This is a genomic window from Sporosarcina koreensis, assembly GCF_001531445.1.
Taxonomy (GTDB): Bacteria; Bacillota; Bacilli; order Bacillales_A; family Planococcaceae; genus Sporosarcina; species Sporosarcina koreensis_C.
In genome coordinates this window covers 79,104-98,508 of record NZ_LQYA01000203.1, presented here as the reverse complement: position 1 = coordinate 98,508, position 19,405 = coordinate 79,104, and the positions used below count along the sequence as shown (strand labels likewise).

The following is a 19,405-nucleotide window of genomic DNA, read 5'->3' as shown; positions in this document are numbered from 1 at the left end:
AAGAGACAGGAATCGGGCTATACAACACTTGCACTTCCGAAAAAATATGGCGGTGGCGGAATTACCATTACAGATATGATCTTAATGCAGGAAACGATTGCATCTTACGATGGGGCAACCGGATTATCCATCGGTTGGCATCAAGGCGTCGTTGGTGACCTTTATGCAAATGAGCTTTGGGAAAAGAACAATTTGGAACGATTTGCAAAAGAGATTTTGAACGGCGCATTAGTGAACCGCGCAGCGAGTGAGGCACAAACCGGCAGTCCGACGCGCGGCGGCCGTCCTCAAACAACTGCTGTCAAAAAGGATGGGCATTGGGTTATTAACGGGCAGAAAAACTTCACTTCGATGTCTCCTGTCCTTACGCATTCCCTTGTTTCCGCATGGGTCGAAGAACGGGAAGGAATCGGATTCTTCCTTGTTGCTCAATCAAGTGCAGGCGTATCGATCAAGGAGACATGGAATATGGTCGGGATGCGCGGAACGGAAAGCCATGATTTGGTTTTAGATAATGTGATTGTTAGTGAGGAAGATTTCGTCGAATTCAGTAAAGGTAAACGCGGAGATAAAATGAATGGCTGGCTGCTTCATATTCCTGCCTGCTATTTAGGAATTGCACAAGCAGCTCGTGATTATGCAGTGAAGTTTGCCGTCGAATATAGTCCGAACAGCATTCAAGGGACGATTTCCGAATTGCCGAATGTGCAAAGTCATATCGGGCATATCGATTTGGAGTTAATGAAAGCACGGCATTTTTTATATAGTGTTGCAGCCGCTTACGATGACCAGGAACGACGTACGTTGATGAATCAAGAATTAGGCGCCGCCAAACATATCGTGACAAATGCGGCAATTCGCATTGTCGATCAGGCGATGCGGATCGTCGGTGCGAAAAGCTTGGAGCTGTCCAATCCGCTCCAACGCTATTACCGAGATGTCCGGGCTGGCCTGCATAATCCGCCTATGGATGACATGGTTATTACAAAACTGGCGAATGCAGCCGTCGAGGGTATGAAAAAATGATCAAAAGACTTGTTATTACAGGCTATAAAGCGCATGAATTAGGTATCTTCAACGATAAGCATCCCGGCATCGGCATTATCAAAAAGGCGTTGGAAGACCGATTGACTCCCTTACTTGACAGCGGACTCGAATGGGTGATTGTCAGCGGACAACCGGGAGTGGAGACATGGGCAGCGGAAACTGTCATCGACCTGCAAGACACTTTTCCCGACTTGAAATTCGCCGTCATTACCCCTTTCCAGGAGCAGGAAAAGAATTGGAACGAGGCGAAACAGGAAGCGTATCAATTCATCTTGGCGCACGCGGATTATTCGGTCAGTTTAACGAAACGGCCTTATGAAGCCCCATGGCAATTCATTGAGCGAGATAAGTTTATATTGCGGAACTCCGATGGTATTTTGATCGTATATGATGAGGAAAATGAAGGATCGCCAAAATTCATGAAGAAAATGGCATTGAAATTTGCGGAGACGAGCGATTATGAGGTGCTGACAATTTCTGCAGATGATTTGCAGCTCGTTGCCGAGGATCTGCAGCGACAGGATTGGGAGTAACAAGATTATGATCGCTTGTTTTGATTTTTGATCACTTATTCTGATTTATGATCACTTATCCTGATTTATGATCACTTATTCCGATTTATGATCACTTATCCTGATTTATGATCACTTATCCTGATTTATGATCACTTATCCCGATTTATGATCACTTATTCCGATTTATGATCACTTATTCCGATTTATGATCACTTATCCTGATTTATGATCACTTATCCTGATTTATGATCACTTATCCTGATTTATGATCACTTATCCTGATTTATGATCACTTATCCTGATTTATGATCACTTATCCCGATTTATGATCACTTATCCCGATTTATGATCACTTGCGCTGATTTATGATCACTTGCGCTGATTTATGATCACTTGCGCTGATTTATGAGCGCATACTAATTCCCTCCATAATAGTAGCTGTCCGCCAGTCAATCAACGGCTGGGGACAGCTTTTGTTTTCATTCAGATCTGATGCTTCTCCAAAAACTCCAGCATCCGGCTATACACTTTTATTTCATTTTCCTTCTTCGAGAAGCCATGACCTTCGTCATCCAACACAAGATATTCGACTTCGCGGCCGAGCCCTGTCAGCTTCGTGACAATCTGGTCGGATTCCTCTTTTACGACGCGCGGATCCTTCGCGCCTTGGATGACGAGCATTGGTTTCACCATTCCGTCGAGATACGTAACTGGTGAATCCTTGATGAAACGCTCCTTATCACGTTCTGGATCGCCTAGCCAGCGCTCCATGATCGGCTTCCAGTGAGGCGGAACGGAATTGACGAATGTGAATAAATCGGACACTCCAAAAATGTCAACGACCGCTTTGAAATATTCCGCATGTCGGCCGTGCAGCAGCAACGCCATATATCCTCCATAACTGCCCCCTACGAGGAATAAGCGATCCTGATCGGTAATGCCTTTATCAACCAACCATTCGATTCCTGCCAAACAGTCGAGGCGCGGGCCTTCTCCCCAATCCTGTTCGACCATTTTCGTGAATTCCGAGCCATAGCCCGTACTTCCGCGGAAGTTCGGTGCGAAAATAGTATAGCCTCTGTTCAGGAAGCATTGGAACATCGACCGGAACATCTTCCGTTCAGAAGACTGCGGACCGCCATGCGGCCAGAAGATCGTGTAGCCATTCGCATTTTCCTCTTTTGGTTTAAACAAAAGAGCCTCAATTTCCATACCATCAAATGAAGCATAGGAAATGACATCGGGTTCGACCATATCTTCCTCGCTGACGCCAAGCACTCTATTTTCGGTCAGTCTTGTCCACTTGTCCCCATCTTCCGATTTGTAGATATTCGGAGGAAGCGTAGCACTGCGACCTAGAATATACACGTTACCGGACTTGGCAATGCGGAATTGATCGATGACATCGACCGGCAAAGAACACTCTTCCAGCCCTCCCCCATTTACGTTCGTGCGGTAGTATTTATCCACTACGCCTTTGATCGTAAGGAAATGGATGTCTCCTGTTTCCTTATTCCATTTGATTGTTTGGACACTTTCCCCTTCCACATCCAACACTTTCGAAAATGACTTTGTCGTCAAATCGAATTTCGCAATATACGAATGATCGCTCTCATAGTCCGTCACAAAATGGATTGTGTTGTCATCTGTGAATACCGGATCATAGGCAACATGGACTTTATTCGGATCCGGCGTCAAATGGAATGTTTCTTCCCCGATCTTCACGAAGCTGACGACATATGTGTTGGCAAATGCTTGTGAAAATACCAGTTTCTCGTCATCATCCGAAACTGCGGCAAGCTCCGTCGTCGAAGTTTCTCCTAGATGCAATAATGTATCAATGCCGGTTTCCAAGTTGTGCATATGCGTATTCAAAAACATAGGATTATCGACAGACGTGACATAATAGATACGCTTACCGTCGTCGCTTAAATGGCTGAAATAATACTTCTCATCCGCCCCTCCTGTGATCAGTGGCTGCGGCAAGCCCCCTTCAAATGGGATTGCGTAGATTTGATAGTTTTCATCCCCGTCATTATCATACCCTGCCAAAACAAACTGGCTGTCTGGATCGAACTTGATGAAATTGCACGACTCGTCCCGATGGGCAAATAAATACGGAAAAGAGCCGGGCAAATCCAATGCCCATAAGTTCATCTTGCCATTTACATTCGTGTTGAAGATAAGCTTCGTTTCATCATTGTTGACAGCAAAGTTTGTAATCGCGTATGTACGAAAAAACTGCTCCACTGTCGGTTTTGCGAAAGGTATCATACTTTTCCTCCTAGGCTACTTTTCTGTTTCCTATCCAAATTATAGTATAACATTTCCGCACTTATGAAAGAATCCCATTTTAGTATTTCATTAGAATATTTACACAGTTTGTCATTTCATTCAAATTCACTTCTACTCTTGCATACGCTGTCATAGTGGGGGTGATATGGATGGAAAATGAAAACCAACAAACGAATGGCGTGGCAAACGGCATGGCGATCAGTTCACTTGTTTTAGGGATTTTAGGCGTTGTGTTGAATCTCATTCCTCTTCTGCCTTATTTACTGGGAATTTTAGCGATCGTCTTCGGAGTCTCAGGCAATAAACAACAGAATGGCAAAGGAATGGCAGTTGCGGGCATCGTCCTAGGGGCCATCACTTTGTCGATGAAACTTTTGTTTTGGATATTTATCATTTTGTTAGGAGGATCGGGCTATTAAATGAACACTAACATGCCGCCCCGGCTAAGATTCGGAGCGGCTTTTCATTATGGCTTTTCCAATTGATTTTCCACCATGTCCCCAATGAACGGAAGTTTATAATAGTTGCCTTGATAAGCTTGATACATCATAAAGATCATCAAAGCAAAGGCGAGCGGGCTTAGTAACAAGCTTGCAATTGCACCGATGAAAGGAATGAAGCCCAATATGATGCTGATCAAAAGAATCGCTATCGCTGTAAATACGGATTGCAATGCATGGAATCGGATAAAGCGGTTTTCTTTTTCCATGAATAGAAAAATAAGACCGATGATAAAGATATAACAGAGTAGCCCTCCCACATTCTCTGTTAGTCCGATCGAAGTTTTATTCCCCTCTACCTTGGATTGTTGCTTGCCTTTTTCCGGTTCCGGATCAATCATTGCCGGTGTTTCCTTCTCATTTTCATTCAATTTTTTGTCCCCCCTCTCCCCCCTATTATATTTAGCAGGTGTAAGAATGATGCCTGCTCTAGACAGTTGCCTTTACTGGTCATGAACTTTTAGGGAGGCAAAGGTAAAAAGTCATTTCAGTTAGATCCGGATTGATTGGATTTTCCTTTCAAATTACTAATATAGGTTGTTGTAAGCAGGTAGCTCTTGTCGATTTTTTCAGCTAGAAAATGCGACCGTTCAAAAATGACAGACTTCAGAAAATCCATTTGTCTCATCACTTTTTCAATCAACCCTTCATGCTGTTCAATCCGTGTTGCCATATCAATTTGAGCCGTCTTCTGTTTTTCCAGCGATATGGAGAATTGCTCCTGTTTTTCAATTTGCGTATCCATTTTCGTAAGAAGCATCCCTTGATCGGCATCGAATTTATCCAATCGCTCCGCAATTTCTGCGTTCGATTGGTTCAGCATATTGATTTGTTCAACAAGTTCTTCATTCATTCTCCTCTTGCTTTCAAGCATTTTTTGCAGTTCCTTATGCTTTAGATCCAAACGTTCCAATGTTGCAATCGCATCTTGCTCAAATTGACGATGCTGAGATTGATGATCTAGTATTTCATCGAAGCGGCTTCCTGTCGTTCTCCATCGATCGGATTGGATCCTTCTTTGTTTTTGGATTTGTTTTTCCATTTCATTGTACTTCTCATTCATCTTGTCGAATGATTTCTTCTGTTCTTTTATAGCCTCAGACAAAGAATCGGTTCGATAAATGGATTGGTTCTTAGCGGCAATATGATCACCTTTGTATAGATCCGAATGGTTCTTTTTATTAAAAAACATTCCCATCGTTCACCCTCCCATCAATCGTTTTCCCTATAATATGTTTATGCATATGTATCTGTACAAAAAAAGCGAAGGGCGCCTGCATAGAGGCGACAGGCATAAGGCGAAGATGCGGCGTGCCGCTTTTTGCCACAGAGCATCTTTGACTTATGACCCCGAGCCTTTGGCGACCGGAGCTACACGAAAAACCGTCCCTCAAAAGGAACGGTTTTTGGGAATACTATTTTTCAAATACTTGATGCAGCACTTTTTTCGATTCGACGTTGTTCAGGTTTTTATAAATACAGTTATTCGGCTTGGTCCGAAGTGTCTTTGCAAATGAGTTTGCAAGCTCCGCTTCGCCAACTACGTATAATTCCTTCCAGTTACGCTCTTTCCGCATCTTTTCGACAATGGTACCCATTTCTTTGTAAAATCTATCGAGGTTTTCTTTCAGGCGAAGATCGAGTTGATCCGGGTTGTTGCCACCCGCGCCCCGTTGCAATGAAGATCTAACGCCTGTCTGCTCCCGCCAAACTTCCAATCCCGAGTCAAACTCATATGTCCTTTCTCCATTGATGAAGCCCATCGCAGTATCCAAAATACGCACCTCACCGAAGCTCGTCAGGACAATTCCTGCCTCCGGATAAGCCTTTAACATGTACTCCATTTCCTCTATGACAGGACGATCCTCCCAGTGAAAACTTGTCTTTACTTGAACTTGCACATAATGGACGGACCATAATTCCGGATCTTCAGACGCAAAAATAACGACCCCTTTATTCAAGTCGTTTTGATTGTTCTCAATTTCCTTCGTCACTTTTTCCTTCAATTTTTTATACGTTTTTATTTCTTTTTCATCATGAGAAGCTTCCAAATACTCATCGATGCGTTTCAAACCGTTTTTCAAATGGATTTTCCAAGCGCCATTCTGTTGTTCCGGGTCAGCAGGGTTCGTATTCAAATACACACTCAACACACAGCGGGAACTACACTCGAATTCCTTCAGTTTTTTCAGTTCTTCACTTAGCGACATATATCCCGAACCTCCTCATAGTATGCTTCTTTTAAGCATACCCTCTCCCTTCCAATCCAAAACGGGAGGATCAGCATTTAGTCGGTTCGAATCAGTCAAGTTTCACTCTTAAAATCTGCCCAGTTACAGCATCCACTTTCACTTCATATTTAACGCCTTCACTTGTACGAATTTCAATTTCATACTGCAAAACACCGTCGTCGAATTCCAATTCGGCCTTCACGACTTCACCCGGCACCCGCTGTAATGCAATCTCTGTCGCCTGCATCATGGAAATTCTGCGATACCGCGGATTTTGCCAGCTGCCTTCCCAATAATCATTATTCATGTTATTCATTGAACTATAGCCCCCAAACATTTTTTACGTTCATGTTCAGCATATTCAAACGATCAAGAAATGTGCCCGATTCAGCATAAAACGATGTCAGAAAGCCATAGTATGTACGATAGCAATATGAAAGGAGCGATCATTTTTGGGAAGAGATAACCACAATAATAAAACAGGTGGAAACAATACCCGTTCCTTGCCGCAAACGCCGAAAAACCAGAAAATCAAACCTGGTGATATGAAAGAGGAAATTGCCAAGGAATTCGCGGAGCTGCGGAAAGATAAAAAGAAAAAACAGGTAAGATGGCCTTAATAGGATGCCCCTACACGATTGATCCGGTGTAGGGGCATCATTACTGCTCAAATTAATTATTTTGCTCAAGGCATTCATATACCGCCATCATATCCCGTTTATTCAACTCACGGATACGAATGAATATCGGAATGCCGGCAACCGCTTCTGTATATAAGCTTTCATCGACGACATCGCTTACGTTTCCAGTGAGCCATGTTTCTACATCCGTCCCCTCGATCATTTCCTTCAAGCCTTCCTCATTGATGCCAGTCGCATGACAACTGACACATGGGATGGTTAATTTAAAGACGCCATCATGCAAGTTATCTTCTGAAATCACTTTCTTGCCTTTACAGAATGGGCAAGGAGCAGCCTTTCTGATTTTATTGATTCGGGTAATTAATTTCTTGTAGCCGAAAGCTTCATAAACGTATGTCAGTTTTTTGTATTTTCCATTTGTGAAATACTTATCGATAATCGATTCTCTTGTTTCATTTACATTTTGGAAATCACAGATTGTCACTTGATTGTTGTTGCTTATTGTTTCGATGTCACCTTTGATCATATCCCAGAAAGGCAAGACATTTTGCAATACCATTTCATAACCCGAAAAACTTGCCTGCTCCAATTCAAATACTTTCAACGCGACTTGTGTTTCCCTAGGCAATAAAGAGACATCTTCAGTCAATATCATATCCCCGCCTACAATCGATCGCAATTTAATGAGCACGGGCAAGTCACCAACAATTTTCAATGCTTCGTTAACCGGCTGTTTGATCAATTCACGAATATCCATGTCACCGAAAGTAAGCGACTTATGATGGTTCAACACAGTCCCCTTGCAAATTGGACATGTAATCATTTCTCTAGAAGCTTTCATTTGCTCTTTAATAATTGACTTTGAAACGACGATATACATGCCGACGATCGAATTGAAACCTACCCACGTTCTGCGCGCCTTTCCCTTCTTATCATAAAATGACTTTTCAAAATACCCATACCAAAATGTATGCTTTTCTTCATCTGTCATCGTATTATAGCTTTTCGTCAAGTCATGACCTAACTCATTCTTAATTTCTTCAAACAGAAATTCCAGCTTTTCGTATTTATAATAGTTTAATACATCCATAACGCCTTGATGGAACATCCCATCCCAAAATGGGACTTCTTTGTTTTGAACGATAAGCTCTTTATCAAATATTTCTATTTCCAGTCGTCCTGAGCATGATGGACAATGATTATCTTTATTATAAAAATCGAAGCTTTTCGTATCATTATTTGTCGGATGCGCCGCCACAATATGGTTGATAAGACCGCCGAGTTCATACAGAAAACTATATTGGCTATACAAATGTCGTTCCAGATCTATGGCAATGACAGGGGCAATGGTGTCAGATTCGTACTCACCGTAAATCAACCGGGCCATTGAGGACAAGCTTTTCAAAATGCCGCCCTTATAAATATTCTCAGCATTTTTAAAGTAGTCGATATGATTTTCACGTACATAGCGTATGCCATTCTGTTGCTTGAGCGCGGAGGATATAGATAAGGGCAACACGATATCTTCCGAATCCTTTTTGTCGTAATAATCCTGATGACTGACTACCTCCAGATGCGTGACAGGTTCACTCTTCCTTTTCCCAAAATCAACAATGAAATCAGAGCTTTCCATCATATAGTCATTATGCTCAATCATTACGATCGAAACCGTTTCATCCTGTAAAATCAACCTGATACTGTCGATGAATTGGTTCAATATATTTTGGGATAAACCTTTTGAAGGCTCATCAAAAATAAAAAGGGTGTGGGGATTTCTTGTGCTTGCAAACAGCTCGGAGACTAAATGGACACATTGGAATTCACCCGTCGACAACGTCTGCGTCCTTCTTTCCAGCGTCAAATAACCGAGTCCAAGTTTAATCAATAAACTCAGGCGTTTATGAGCAATTTCCCCGTCTGGCAGTTCATCAATAATATCTTCAATCGACCGTTCAAAAATATCATCGATTTCGTCGCTGTATTTTTTCAGCTTCTGTTTAATATCAAGGAAAGTTGCAACGGTTGACCGGCTCGTAATCGATTGGTTTCGATCCTGGCCTACCATGACCAATTTATCTTTCGGATATCGCTTTATAAAATCTTTGGCTACACATTCATTGATAAGTGTAGATTTACCGCAGCCAGATTCACCTGTCACAGTTACAAGTCTATTTTTCGGTATTTCAAATTCAGCCATTTTGATATTACGGCAGTAAAGATCTATAAATTGATAGAATTCTGTTGGTTTCGCCTCATTCCGTTCCTGATAAACAGGCTTCGGTCGTGGTGATTCTTCTACAATTTTCCCACCGTATTTTCCGCTGCCAGGTCCAAAGAACAATTGCTTATCCGTTATATCAAGCACTGTGTCAGAATGATCAATGAGCCATATTTGATTTTTATAACCTAATTGCTTTATCTGCTCCAAGATTTTCAATAGCGTCTGACGATCGAGCCCTACTGAAATCTCATCAATGATAATAACGGTATTTTCGCTTGCTGCCATGAATTCCGCCAAGTACAACCGTGTCAATTCCCCACCTGACAATGTACCCATAATTCGATTTAGCGTTAAGTAACCAATATTCATGTTGATAATATTATTGAGGATATGTTGTTTTGCTTCACTAATATGTAATTCTTCTGCCAGCGAGAGGATTGATTCGACACTCAAGTCGTTAATATCGGAAATCGAATGCGGTTTATCAAATAAGTCAAACGTATATTGCTCAACGTCTGGGCTATAGCGTTTCCCGCCACATGTTTTACATTCAACATTGCTCGTACTGCCGCGCCCTTTACATTTCGGACACCAGCCTAACTCATTATTGAATGAAAACACTTCTGGGGACAGAGTAAATTTGTCAGCTAGCCTTGTACGGATTTCCGTAAAAACGCCAGTATGTGTGCCTATTGTTGAGCGAGGATTAGAGGAAATCGATGATCTGCCGAGAAAAAGCACTAAAGGCATCTCTTCCATTTTGATGGCACTGAAATTTGTTTCCATAATACTAGGGAATAAATACTGGTATTCAGCCTTAGGCAATAAGGAAACGAGACGCTTCTTCGATTCTTCACCGATCGTTTGACTGAAAGTTGTTTTTCCAGATCCAGATAAACCCGCAATGCCTAACGATTTATCTTCAGGAAGTGCAACATCTAATCGTTTAATATTGTTCGCGATTAATTGATTGATTTTCATTATGGCATCCTCTCCATTCTCTAACATTACTATCGACATGTTAGTTGGACTTCATAACTCTTTTGCCTCTTTCAATAAAAATGACGCTTTCCGTGTCTTGGGAAAGCGCCCTATAATTAAATGGCATAGTGTCGAGGATCTCTTACCTCTAACACTGCTGTAAGTTACTTGGACATTGTCCCTGAACTTTCAAAACTTACACTTTAACGTATCCTATTCGAATTCATAGTACGACACCTTTAAGTGTCATGTCAAGTATGCCCTTGATGATTTTTTTATTCTGGATTTCTCACAGGCCTCTAAAACCCGTGAGAAGAAAGTCACGAAATGACCATATATGTTGGGAAATGACCGATATCTTTCTTTTGAATCCTATTTCCAATAAACGACCCTTGCATTTTTTGTGATTTTACGTATAATGTAAAGCAATTGTATAAGTACGAATGTTTTCTAGGGTTCCGCAACAAGTGTTGGTCTGGTCCGAGAGAAAACTCGCAGCTCAGCTGTGCCACGGAAGGATAAAAGCCTGGGAGAAACTGTTTATCAGTTGTCTCCTAGGCTTTTTTTGTTTTTTGGCAATATTAATATTGGAGGTGTCTAGTAGATGAATAAAGAATGGGTCAAAGTATTTGTCGCTGCTTTCTTTGAAGTTTTTTGGGTGATTGGGTTAAAACACGCGAATGATTTTTGGACTTGGACAGGAACGGCTATCGCCATTTTTATTAGCTTCTATCTTATGATCATGGCTGGACGGAAGCTCCCCGTTGGTACGGTATATGCCGTTTTTGTCGGTCTCGGTACAGCAGGAACTGTCTTTTCCGAAATTCTTGTTTTCGGAGAGCCATTTAAAGTGGAAAAAGTACTGTTGATCGTAGTTTTATTAGCAGGAGTCATTGGTTTGAAACTAGTCACAGCGGACAAAGTTCAGGAAGGAGATGAATCCTAATGGCATGGATATCATTAATCTTGGCAGGTTTGTTTGAAATGTTTGGCGTTGTTATGATCAATAAATTGCATAAGGATCGAAATTGGCAATCATTAGTTTTATTGATTGCTGGGTTTGGAGCAAGTTTTATCTTTCTAGCCTATTCGATGAAAACACTTCCGATGGGTACAGCTTACGCAATCTGGACAGGAATTGGCGCATCTGGCGGAGCGATTTTAGGTATGGTGTTATTCGGCGAATCAAAAGACTGGAAACGACTAGTTTTTATAGGAATGGTGTTAGGCGCAGCCGTCGGTCTAAAACTTGTATCATAGAGGTGATTATACAAGGAAAGCCCAATTTCTTCGTTAACGAAGAAATTGGGCATTAATTAACTAGCTTCTTTATACATCGCTTGGAATGCTGCCTTGTTTCGAAACGTCAACTGTCCAACCAATCATTGTCGTACTGTCTCTTACATTGTTTTTTTCAATTTCATTTAGAATCAAGGAAAAGGCTTCTCCAAGCTGTTCCGCATCCAGACTATCCGCTACATCTTTGGGATTCGAAAAGGGTTCCCCGGGACATTCTAGCAAGCCATCCGTCGACATGAAGATGCGATTCATACCTTTTCTTAATTCCCGAACGCCTGAAGAGAAGCATGGAACGGCTTTATCGAACGTATTCACATGACCGATCCACTCATAGAACTGCCTTTGATTCAACTGGAATTGACCGAGAGCGATCAACTCAGGGTGGAATACGTAAACTACGCAATCACCAACGGAAAACCACCAAAGATAGTTCTCTTTTCGGATACAGATCAAACAAGCAGTTTCTCCTTTGACCTTTTTGCATTGGTCAAGAAATTTGTCACTTTGGAAAATGGATAGAAGCTTTTCTTGCACATGGTGAAATGCCGGCAATCTAGACTTGGATAGAATCCCCGTAAGTTCTTGTTCGTACTCTTCAAGTGTATTTATGACCAGTTCGGCACTTTCAGCACTGTAATGCGCATCAAAAATCGCTGCAAATTCCCAATCCTCTCCTACCCAAACAACACAGCCATCCTCATTCTTATACTGACCGGCAGAAGAATTTCCACCAAATCGTCCAACCGTCACTCGATCAATCGTTTGAATATCTTTCTCATCGACGAAATCCTTCTTACTCCCAACCCACGAAAACTTATTGCTCATTGTTTTTCTCCAAGTATGAGCGCACCCGTTCACACAGCGCGATTATTTCTTGATTCCCCCCTATTGGTGCATCGGACCAGTCCCGGACCGACATCGGACCCCAATATTGTTCGGGAGTACCTGGATAGCGCGGAACGATATGCATATGCAAATGTGGAACTGCATTTCCGGAAACGAGAGAGTAAATATGCTCCGCCCCTTCAGTTACCATTAGTGCCTTGCTTACACGTGCCATAATACTTCCAAACGCTTTCGCTTCTTCTTCACTCATATCTCCAAGTGTCGGTGCATGCCTTTTCAGATCAATCATTAGATGTCCCAAATAGCCCGGTTCCCCATTATTATCAATATGACCTACGCAAACAAACTCATCTTCATAGATTGCGATGCCATCCGTTTTTATTTCTCCCCGGTGTTTTTTGCAAATGAAACAGTCCATTTCCTCATTCCCCCATTTTACCAATATTGCATTGTTGCTAGACAATTTCATCACAGGGATCCAATAAGCTCCAATTCCTTTTCAATTCCATCCATCACTTTAAACGCACCAGAAGAACCATTGGAACAGACAACAAGACGGATGTCTCTCTCTGGATAATAAGCTGAATGAAAACTGACGCCTGGGTCATATCCCATCACATGATATTTGACGACGCTATTGTCATTCTTCTCTATCCATACGCCATATCCATAATAATCGCCATCCTCTTCCTTGGCATGAGAAGTCAGCAATCGCTCAGTAAGTTCCTTATTCAACAATTGAAAGTTTAGTAGAGCGTCCCAAAGTTTAGCCATCTCCTTACATGTCACAAATGCTCCACCATCAGACCCGCCCTGAACGGGTATTGAATAAGCATTCGTTTTCCAAGTACCGTCTTCATTGTCAATATAGCCAATCGCGGTCTTCCTTGGAAGTGAATCGAGCGCAAAATAGCCGGAATCGGTCATTTCCGTCTTTTCAAAAACTCTCTGCTGAATATATTCTTTAAAAGAAAGCCCGCTAGCTTTTTCAACAATCAAACCAAGCAGAATAAAACCCGCATTATTATAGTGAAAACGTTCGCCAGGTATATATTTCATATGCTCATTTTGAAATAATGGCAAGAAATCCTCTAAGCGACGTAAATGATACATAGGATTTTCAATCCATAATTCCTCGAAGTCATCCATGATTTCCTCGTCAAAATAATCAGGAACACCTGATGTGTGAGTGAGTAAATGGTGAACTGTAATGTGTTCATCAAAATGCGGGAAGTCGAATGAAAGAAATTCTGTTACCTTCGTATCAAAAGTTATCTTCCCCTCTCCTACAAGCTGACAAATCGCGATAGCGGTAAATAGCTTGCATCCTGAAGCAATTCCATAACGTGTTCCCGCTTCGTTATGTAGTTGTTCCGCACGGTTTGAATAACCGTAACTAACGTCCGCATAAATGCTCTCTTTATCTCTAACAAAAACAGTGCCTGAAAACTGTATTTCATTTTGTATATGTTCGATTCGTTCCATTACATTATTTTTCATTTTGATACGCTCCAAATTCTCATTTGCATTTTTAAGTAAAGAGTGATTGATTTTCATGTTATCACTTCAAAACGACCTAATATCCAATCCTTCAGATTCAATTACAATTGCTTTAAGACCCGTTTCTGTTGTCGTCTCATGTCCTTCCCCATTTTCCCATAAGACGACATCGCCCGCTGTGACCTTCATCTTTTCTTCCTCACCTGTCCGGATCCAACCTTCGCCTTCTAGGATGATAAGCGCTTGTGGAATGGTCGCTTCATGATAACCTACTAGGCCATTCACCTTCAGTTCCATTATGCCAACATGGGATGGTTGATTTGTCATAATGATTTTCCTCATGATAAAATCCGAGCCGTATTGAGTAATGTTTTTCCCTGTAATTTCATCCAATCTAACGACTCTCAAAAACCCCTCACCCTTGTCTGGATATATTTTTGTATAATTGGAGTTTCCGACGGATTTAGATTACTTGGCAGTTCGTCAATCGAAAAGAATTGTAAAGCCAACACTTCATCTTGATCTGCCCTTAATTCACCTTCAAAATCTGTACAAATAAAAGTGGCGATGACATTATAAACTTCATCTCCATGAGGATATTTATAATAATATTGTTCACCAGAGAATATATTGAAAAAGGTAAGTTCATTAGCTATTAGATTGCATTCTTCGTATAATTCCCGCTTCGCTACTTCTTGCAAGGATTCTCCGGGCTCCATCGAACCTCCTGGCAACCCCCAGCAGTTATTGTCGGCCCGCAATTGTAAAAGCAACCGATTCTCCGCGTCACTTACGATTGTATTCGCACCGGCCATTATGATTGGGCGAGACCCGATCAGTTCCCTCAACTCGCTAATATACCCCATGTTACTCCCCTTATTTTCATTGATTTTTCTTCTTAAACGATGGACTCAATTCGCTCCACACATCAAATCGATTTCCGTCCATGTCCGAAAACACAAAGTTAATACCTGCATGTCCCCGTTTTTCAATCTCTCCAACCTTTACATCACGTTCCAGTAAGTCTTCGTGCAGCAGCTTTAAAGCCTGTTCCCCGTCGACTTCAAATGTTAAAGAAAAGCGCTCATTCCCATATGCATCAAAAAAGTTGGCTGTCTCCTTTTCTTTCGCTTTCACGAGAAAGAAACTTTGATCCGCCAAGTTCAGGATCGCCTTATCTTCGTCCTCATAATTCAACTGTGCATCCAACTTCTCAACATACCATTGAGATGCCCGTTCAACATTGCTTACAGGGATGTATGTAGTGCCCACCCTTAGCAATCTAGTATTCATTCGTCCGCTCTTATTTTTCACATCAACCAACTCAAATTTTTCACAGACAAGCAGCATATCCTCTGTGAACTCTAATCCTACTTTGCCTAATTCACGTTTGAAGTAGCGTTCATGGATCTCCTTCCAATTCCGGTATGACCCATCTCCTTCCGCCAAAGCAAATTCTTCCGTGACTTCATTCATTGGTATGACGGATACTTCCACCGTCTTGATAATTGCGACAGGCTCTTCCAAGCTGTTCAAGATGATGCTGTATTCCTCAATTACCGGAACCGATTCATTCTCCATCTCATATAATACGTGCGCTGAACAAGTCGCCGTCTTCCTTCCTTCTATTACCGCTTGAGCTAGCTCATCAGCCGATTCGCCAAACATCCATGCACTGACTACCTCAGGACGTTCTTCTACTCCCCAAAATCGCTCCCAATAATCCTTTGCAGCTTGATTCATTAATTGCCCTCCTCTTCTTCCGCAACCCTTTTCACTCGTTCAACAAAATCGACAACGACTTTATCATTTGCAAATAGTAAAAATAACTTTACAAACCATTTCAGCGGTCTGTTGGATGTTGTGTAAATGAATCTAGTTTGATCATCATCCAACTTTACTAGCTCATAACCGGCGGTTATCTCGAACATCCCGCCAAGTGTAAAGCCGACTTTCATCTTTTTTTCATTCGGTGAATCCAAATAGTCGAGTGTTTCAACTTCATACTCCATTACTCGCTTGCCTTCTTTATACTTTTGCAAGTATATACTTCCGACCATTCCTTCTGTAATGGTGACAGGTTCGTTTGAGACGACTTGAGGCATAATCTTTTGCATATTCTCTAACGATCCATCCAAGTATTTCCAAACCCGTTCAATTGGCGCATCAATCACAACTTCCTTCGTCCACTGCTTCATGTAATAAATCCCCTTTTCTCGGATACTAGTTAACCGTACTCAAAAATGTATAATGCTTCGAAAGGAATTCATCCAAAATGTCCTTATGACTTCCAACGATATTTTCTGGCAACTCATGAGGATAAAAATAGCTAAATGTGATGGATTCAGTTGGATCGACCACCAGATTCCCTATCGCATTTTCTGCGTAATAGGCGGTTGTTACAACATAGAATTCATCTCCATTTGCAGCTCTAATAAAATGCTCAGGACCCGAATAAACATTGATCAAAGTCAGTTCATCCACTTGCAGTCGTGTTTCTTCGAATAATGCACGTCTCGCTACATCTTCCGTCGATTCCCCTAATTCCATTAGCCCGCCTGGAATTCCCCAAGCGCCTTCCGGAAATTTCCGCTGCTGCAGCAAGATCCTCCCCTGTTCATCAACAACGACTACAACCGAACCGACGAATATCAGCGGTCGATGTCCGACCAACTTTCGCAATTCTTCAATATAGCCCATTTCCAATCCTCCTCTTTTATGTTCGAAGTGGTGATATCAATTGCACATATGAAGTTTCGTTTTCCGGCTCAATGACCGCCGGCTTCATCATTCCACAAAAACTGATTGTCACTTGTTCTTCCTGTATCCCTTTTAACGCTTCAAGCAAAAACCGACCATCGAAGGTCATATCAATAGCGGACACGCCATCCACACTGCTTATTCTTTGTCGTTCTTCGATTGTTCCGATTCCTGTTGAGTTTGTTGTTATTTTCAAAATGGTATTGTCGATCAGAGACAAGTGCACATTGTTATGCTTCCATTCTTCGGAGAAAACGCAAGCCCGGTCAATCCCCGCTATCAATGTTTTTGTATTCATCGTAATTCTCGTCATAAAATCTGTCGGGATTAATGATTGGGTGTTCGGGTAGTTCCCTTCTATTAAAACGGAATATAAAATCGTATTTTCAGTGGAAAACACAATCATATGATCCGCTATCGAAATATGTACAGTGGCGAGGCTGGATTCCTTCAATTGTAGAAGTTCGATTAAGCTTTTACTCGGAACAACGATTGAATGAGGTGCTTCAATGAAAGTGATTCCTATCTCTTTTTGCGATAGCCGATGGGAGTCAGTTGCGGTGCAAATAAGTTTATTGTTGTCAAATTCCATCTTCACACCTGTCAACACCGGCTTTGCGTCACTTTTAGAAACAGCAAATATCGTTTGTTTGATTACTTCTTTTAATGAACTGAAATTGAGCTTCACAGAGTGAAGAATTTTGATCTCTGGCAATCGCGGATAATCCGCTGCACGTAAGCCATTCAGTCTCGTTACAATATCACCAGATTTGATAAGGACTGACTGCATATTGTCAGATGAAATCTCAATGTCATCAGGCAGTTTTTTTAGGAGATTCATAAAATGCTTTGACAAGACAACCACACTGCCGGTTTCATGCACCTCAACGACCGTTTCCCCTTTCATCCGTATAGGGATTTTCTTTTCAATGAATAATTCCGAGTTGCCACCTGTTAGAACGATGCCGTCTAGTGTTGCTTCGATTTTTATTCCAGACAAGATCGGGAGCAGACTTTTATTCGAACTTATTTTATGTAGTTCTGAAACAATCGCTGTAAATAATGAATTCTTTATAGAAAATTTCATACAAATGCTCCCTTAACAAATATTCGTTCAGAAAACTTCAACCTTGTTCCATATCGACTTCCAATTCTTCTTGCTAATGCGTTGATGATAATATTTCATCCGCTCTTCTGTTTCCCTGAAGTAAGGCGTTGGTCTTATGTGGAAGCTGACGACATCCTCAATTCCATGCGGTGCAATCATCACTATCTTTCCTTCTTCATCCAATTTCACGCCTAATGCAGTAGCTGTTTCAGGAAATTTGGCTATTGCTTCAGTGGACGACAAATAGGGACGGTCATTGTTTACAATATGCATCCTTGCTTGATTTTTTACAGACCATGGGATAGTAGGCTGACGCATTATTAATAGATTTTCATAGCGTTTTTCCACTCCTTCATCCACGTTCGACGGATCAAAATAAATCACATCAATATCCGGTAAAGGTGTTCTTGCATTAAATTCATGAAGCACATCCCAAATTTTCGATCGCACGAAACCTGCGCAAACCCACCAATCCGGTAAATTCAAAGACTGCGCACTTCGTAAAATATCCATCATCCACTCGTCTTCAGAAACCAAGCGGATGACATCCTCCTCGTTATGGATCATAATACGACTGCCTTTTTATCGATTTTCACATGAATCAATTCATGCTTCACTTTGAACCCAGCAGCTTGATAAAGTCTTATAGCTGTCTCGTTTTCATTATCAACACTTAAAGAAATCTCTTCTATTTCCTCATATGCAAACAATTGGCCCAACGCAAAAGTCAGCAGTTTTTTGCCAATCCCTTGTCTGCGGCATTGATCTGAAACGGCAATGTATTCGATAGAGCCTTCGCCATGACGAGGGTCGACTTCGATATAGACATAACCAGTCAATTGGTCGTCGCGAGTCGCAATGAATACTTGATGTTGTTCACTTAATCGATCAAGAATTGTTTGTGCACTGTAATAAGTGGAAGGAAAAGCTTGTCCATGCAATTCTGCAAAGCTATCTTCATACGCAGGGTTGTATTCTATTACTCCTTCTTCAATGGTTTCTTTACATTCATTTTTCTTGGCTGTTAGAACTGTATGCCGCCCCTGTGATTTTCCGCCTTGAGAAACGGAGAATTCTTTTGCATACGCGTTTTCACGGTTTAGGAAAAAATGATACTGATCCACTTGTGATGCGGATAGAGCAGTCACTTTCTCCCAAAGATTATTGACAAGATCAGAATGAATAAACTCCTCACTCACATAGGGCCCCCATACTTCCGCACTTCTGTCTTCCAAATCGGTATCCAGTCCGATGGCACCTACAATTTCTTCTTCGTCATAAGCGACTACAAAAGAATTTGCCAAATCCAAGTCTGAAAAATCACTTGTGAGCGTGTCGTAGATTTCCTCTTTTGATTCCCCGCAATAACCGATATGCTGGCTCGATACTGAATTCATTTTCGCAAGAAACGCGGCTAAATCATTATTATCTCTTGGTGATTCTATTACGATATTCATCTTA

The 19,405-nt window shown here is 41.6% G+C and carries 23 protein-coding genes, 1 pseudogene and 1 riboswitch; of the genes and pseudogenes, 6 read left to right on the top strand and 18 right to left on the bottom strand.

Features of this window, described 5'->3' with window-relative positions:
• Together AWV70_RS19300 and AWV70_RS19295 are read left to right on the top strand one after the other, a co-directional pair.
• On the top strand, positions 1-1,026 hold a 1,026-nt coding region (locus AWV70_RS19300; RefSeq protein ID WP_060210155.1), incomplete at its 5' end, for an acyl-CoA dehydrogenase family protein.
• A complete protein-coding gene (locus AWV70_RS19295) occupies positions 1,023-1,580 on the top strand; it encodes an SLOG family protein (protein ID WP_060210154.1) in 558 nt (185 codons plus the stop codon). The genes AWV70_RS19300 and AWV70_RS19295, both read left to right, overlap by 4 nt.
• A 465-nt stretch (positions 1,581-2,045) precedes the next feature.
• Here the strand turns inward: AWV70_RS19295 and AWV70_RS19290 are convergent, their stop codons facing one another.
• Positions 2,046-3,836 (bottom strand): S9 family peptidase, encoded by a 1,791-nt coding sequence (locus tag AWV70_RS19290; protein ID WP_060210153.1) that lies wholly within the window; start codon positions 3,834-3,836, stop codon positions 2,046-2,048.
• A gap of 170 nt (positions 3,837-4,006) precedes the next feature.
• On the opposite strand from AWV70_RS19290, the gene AWV70_RS19285 reads away from it, so the two are divergent.
• Positions 4,007-4,276 (top strand): DUF4190 domain-containing protein, encoded by a 270-nt coding sequence (locus AWV70_RS19285; RefSeq protein ID WP_060210152.1) that lies wholly within the window; start codon positions 4,007-4,009, stop codon positions 4,274-4,276.
• Between the two features lie 47 nt (positions 4,277-4,323).
• Here the strand turns inward: AWV70_RS19285 and AWV70_RS19280 are convergent, their stop codons facing one another.
• The 4 genes from AWV70_RS19280 to AWV70_RS19265 form a co-directional block, all read right to left on the bottom strand.
• Positions 4,324-4,728 carry a DUF4870 domain-containing protein gene (locus AWV70_RS19280; protein WP_235588766.1) on the bottom strand — a complete coding sequence of 135 codons (405 nt, stop codon included), beginning with the start codon at positions 4,726-4,728 and terminating at the stop codon, positions 4,324-4,326.
• Positions 4,729-4,844: 116 nt separating this feature from the next.
• The gene (locus tag AWV70_RS19275; protein WP_060210151.1) at positions 4,845-5,555 is read right to left on the bottom strand and encodes a hypothetical protein; all 711 of its coding nucleotides are present in this window, start codon (positions 5,553-5,555) and stop codon (positions 4,845-4,847) included.
• Positions 5,556-5,772: 217 nt separating this feature from the next.
• Positions 5,773-6,567, bottom strand: coding sequence for a VLRF1 family aeRF1-type release factor (locus tag AWV70_RS19270; protein ID WP_060210150.1), 795 nt, complete (start codon positions 6,565-6,567; stop codon positions 5,773-5,775).
• Between the two features lie 91 nt (positions 6,568-6,658).
• The gene (locus AWV70_RS19265) at positions 6,659-6,904 is read right to left on the bottom strand and encodes a PepSY domain-containing protein (RefSeq protein ID WP_235588765.1); all 246 of its coding nucleotides are present in this window, start codon (positions 6,902-6,904) and stop codon (positions 6,659-6,661) included.
• Between the two features lie 136 nt (positions 6,905-7,040).
• Between AWV70_RS19265 and AWV70_RS24215 the strand changes: the two genes are divergently transcribed.
• A complete protein-coding gene (locus AWV70_RS24215) occupies positions 7,041-7,208 on the top strand; it encodes a YfhD family protein (protein WP_201024407.1) in 168 nt (55 codons plus the stop codon).
• A 52-nt stretch (positions 7,209-7,260) separates the two neighbouring features.
• On the opposite strand, the gene AWV70_RS19260 is transcribed toward AWV70_RS24215, so the two are convergent.
• Positions 7,261-10,431 carry an ATP-binding cassette domain-containing protein gene (locus AWV70_RS19260; RefSeq protein WP_060210149.1) on the bottom strand — a complete coding sequence of 1,057 codons (3,171 nt, stop codon included), beginning with the start codon at positions 10,429-10,431 and terminating at the stop codon, positions 7,261-7,263.
• Positions 10,432-10,870: 439 nt separating this feature from the next.
• Positions 10,871-10,966, top strand: a riboswitch (guanidine-I (ykkC/yxkD leader).
• A gap of 69 nt (positions 10,967-11,035) precedes the next feature.
• Between AWV70_RS19260 and AWV70_RS19255 the strand changes: the two genes are divergently transcribed.
• Positions 11,036-11,377 carry a DMT family transporter gene (locus AWV70_RS19255; protein WP_060210148.1) on the top strand — a complete coding sequence of 114 codons (342 nt, stop codon included), beginning with the start codon at positions 11,036-11,038 and terminating at the stop codon, positions 11,375-11,377.
• Entirely contained in the window at positions 11,377-11,691 is a 315-nt protein-coding gene (locus AWV70_RS19250; protein ID WP_060210147.1) for a DMT family transporter, read from the top strand. The genes AWV70_RS19255 and AWV70_RS19250 overlap by 1 nt, the downstream gene beginning before the upstream one ends.
• A gap of 69 nt (positions 11,692-11,760) precedes the next feature.
• On the opposite strand, the gene AWV70_RS19245 is transcribed toward AWV70_RS19250, so the two are convergent.
• From AWV70_RS19245 to AWV70_RS19190, 12 genes and pseudogenes are all read right to left on the bottom strand, one after another.
• Positions 11,761-12,555: a protein phosphatase 2C domain-containing protein gene (locus AWV70_RS19245; RefSeq protein ID WP_060210146.1), complete on the bottom strand. Its 795-nt coding sequence runs from the start codon at positions 12,553-12,555 to the stop codon at positions 11,761-11,763.
• On the bottom strand, positions 12,545-12,994 hold the full coding sequence (locus AWV70_RS19240; RefSeq protein ID WP_082713717.1) for an HIT family protein: 450 nt from the start codon (positions 12,992-12,994) through the stop codon (positions 12,545-12,547). Before AWV70_RS19240 ends, AWV70_RS19245 begins: the two co-directional genes overlap by 11 nt.
• Positions 12,995-13,044: 50 nt before the next feature.
• The gene (locus AWV70_RS19235) at positions 13,045-14,076 is read right to left on the bottom strand and encodes a serine hydrolase domain-containing protein (protein WP_060210206.1); all 1,032 of its coding nucleotides are present in this window, start codon (positions 14,074-14,076) and stop codon (positions 13,045-13,047) included.
• 66 nt (positions 14,077-14,142) lie between these two features.
• Positions 14,143-14,484 (bottom strand): hypothetical protein, encoded by a 342-nt coding sequence (locus tag AWV70_RS19230; protein ID WP_060210144.1) that lies wholly within the window; start codon positions 14,482-14,484, stop codon positions 14,143-14,145.
• The gene (locus AWV70_RS19225; protein ID WP_060210143.1) at positions 14,481-14,942 is read right to left on the bottom strand and encodes an NUDIX hydrolase; all 462 of its coding nucleotides are present in this window, start codon (positions 14,940-14,942) and stop codon (positions 14,481-14,483) included. The genes AWV70_RS19230 and AWV70_RS19225 overlap by 4 nt, the downstream gene beginning before the upstream one ends.
• Before the next feature lie 16 nt (positions 14,943-14,958).
• Positions 14,959-15,369 carry a VOC family protein gene (locus AWV70_RS23555; RefSeq protein ID WP_060210205.1) on the bottom strand — a complete coding sequence of 137 codons (411 nt, stop codon included), beginning with the start codon at positions 15,367-15,369 and terminating at the stop codon, positions 14,959-14,961.
• 9 nt (positions 15,370-15,378) lie between these two features.
• A pseudogene (locus AWV70_RS23550) lies at positions 15,379-15,819 on the bottom strand (ASCH domain-containing protein); the annotation flags it as partial.
• Positions 15,819-16,274, bottom strand: coding sequence for an SRPBCC family protein (locus AWV70_RS19210; protein WP_060210142.1), 456 nt, complete (start codon positions 16,272-16,274; stop codon positions 15,819-15,821). The pseudogene AWV70_RS23550 and the gene AWV70_RS19210, both read right to left, overlap by 1 nt.
• A 25-nt stretch (positions 16,275-16,299) precedes the next feature.
• Positions 16,300-16,776 (bottom strand): NUDIX hydrolase, encoded by a 477-nt coding sequence (locus AWV70_RS19205; protein ID WP_060210141.1) that lies wholly within the window; start codon positions 16,774-16,776, stop codon positions 16,300-16,302.
• Positions 16,777-16,792: 16 nt separating this feature from the next.
• Positions 16,793-17,923, bottom strand: a complete 1,131-nt coding sequence (gene dnaN, locus AWV70_RS19200; RefSeq protein WP_060210140.1) for a DNA polymerase III subunit beta — start codon at positions 17,921-17,923, stop codon at positions 16,793-16,795.
• A gap of 27 nt (positions 17,924-17,950) precedes the next feature.
• Positions 17,951-18,514 (bottom strand): nucleotidyltransferase family protein, encoded by a 564-nt coding sequence (locus tag AWV70_RS19195; protein WP_060210139.1) that lies wholly within the window; start codon positions 18,512-18,514, stop codon positions 17,951-17,953.
• Entirely contained in the window at positions 18,508-19,401 is an 894-nt protein-coding gene (locus tag AWV70_RS19190) for a GNAT family N-acetyltransferase (protein WP_060210138.1), read from the bottom strand. The genes AWV70_RS19195 and AWV70_RS19190 overlap by 7 nt, the downstream gene beginning before the upstream one ends.
• Positions 19,402-19,405: the final 4 nt, after the last annotated feature.

Excerpts from the sequence above, each read along its gene's own strand:
- AWV70_RS19265 (WP_235588765.1), bottom strand. The coding sequence starts at position 6,904 with ATGAATAACATGAATAATGATTATTGGGAAGGCAGCTGGCAAAATCCG.
- AWV70_RS19240 (WP_082713717.1), bottom strand. The coding sequence starts at position 12,994 with ATGGACTGTTTCATTTGCAAAAAACACCGGGGAGAAATAAAAACGGAT.
- dnaN (WP_060210140.1), bottom strand. The coding sequence starts at position 17,923 with ATGAAATTTTCTATAAAGAATTCATTATTTACAGCGATTGTTTCAGAA.
- AWV70_RS19255 (WP_060210148.1), top strand. The coding sequence starts at position 11,036 with ATGAATAAAGAATGGGTCAAAGTATTTGTCGCTGCTTTCTTTGAAGTT.
- AWV70_RS19270 (WP_060210150.1), bottom strand. The coding sequence starts at position 6,567 with ATGTCGCTAAGTGAAGAACTGAAAAAACTGAAGGAATTCGAGTGTAGT.
- AWV70_RS23555 (WP_060210205.1), bottom strand. The coding sequence starts at position 15,369 with ATGAATACTAGATTGCTAAGGGTGGGCACTACATACATCCCTGTAAGC.
- AWV70_RS19285 (WP_060210152.1), top strand. The coding sequence starts at position 4,007 with ATGGAAAATGAAAACCAACAAACGAATGGCGTGGCAAACGGCATGGCG.
- AWV70_RS19235 (WP_060210206.1), bottom strand. The coding sequence starts at position 14,076 with ATGAAAAATAATGTAATGGAACGAATCGAACATATACAAAATGAAATA.
- AWV70_RS19275 (WP_060210151.1), bottom strand. The coding sequence starts at position 5,555 with ATGGGAATGTTTTTTAATAAAAAGAACCATTCGGATCTATACAAAGGT.
- AWV70_RS19260 (WP_060210149.1), bottom strand. The coding sequence starts at position 10,431 with ATGAAAATCAATCAATTAATCGCGAACAATATTAAACGATTAGATGTT.
- AWV70_RS19245 (WP_060210146.1), bottom strand. The coding sequence starts at position 12,555 with ATGAGCAATAAGTTTTCGTGGGTTGGGAGTAAGAAGGATTTCGTCGAT.
- AWV70_RS19250 (WP_060210147.1), top strand. The coding sequence starts at position 11,377 with ATGGCATGGATATCATTAATCTTGGCAGGTTTGTTTGAAATGTTTGGC.
- AWV70_RS19295 (WP_060210154.1), top strand. The coding sequence starts at position 1,023 with ATGATCAAAAGACTTGTTATTACAGGCTATAAAGCGCATGAATTAGGT.
- AWV70_RS19210 (WP_060210142.1), bottom strand. The coding sequence starts at position 16,274 with ATGAAGCAGTGGACGAAGGAAGTTGTGATTGATGCGCCAATTGAACGG.
- AWV70_RS19225 (WP_060210143.1), bottom strand. The coding sequence starts at position 14,942 with ATGGGGTATATTAGCGAGTTGAGGGAACTGATCGGGTCTCGCCCAATC.
- AWV70_RS19190 (WP_060210138.1), bottom strand. The coding sequence starts at position 19,401 with ATGAATATCGTAATAGAATCACCAAGAGATAATAATGATTTAGCCGCG.
- AWV70_RS19290 (WP_060210153.1), bottom strand. The coding sequence starts at position 3,836 with ATGATACCTTTCGCAAAACCGACAGTGGAGCAGTTTTTTCGTACATAC.
- AWV70_RS19205 (WP_060210141.1), bottom strand. The coding sequence starts at position 16,776 with ATGGGCTATATTGAAGAATTGCGAAAGTTGGTCGGACATCGACCGCTG.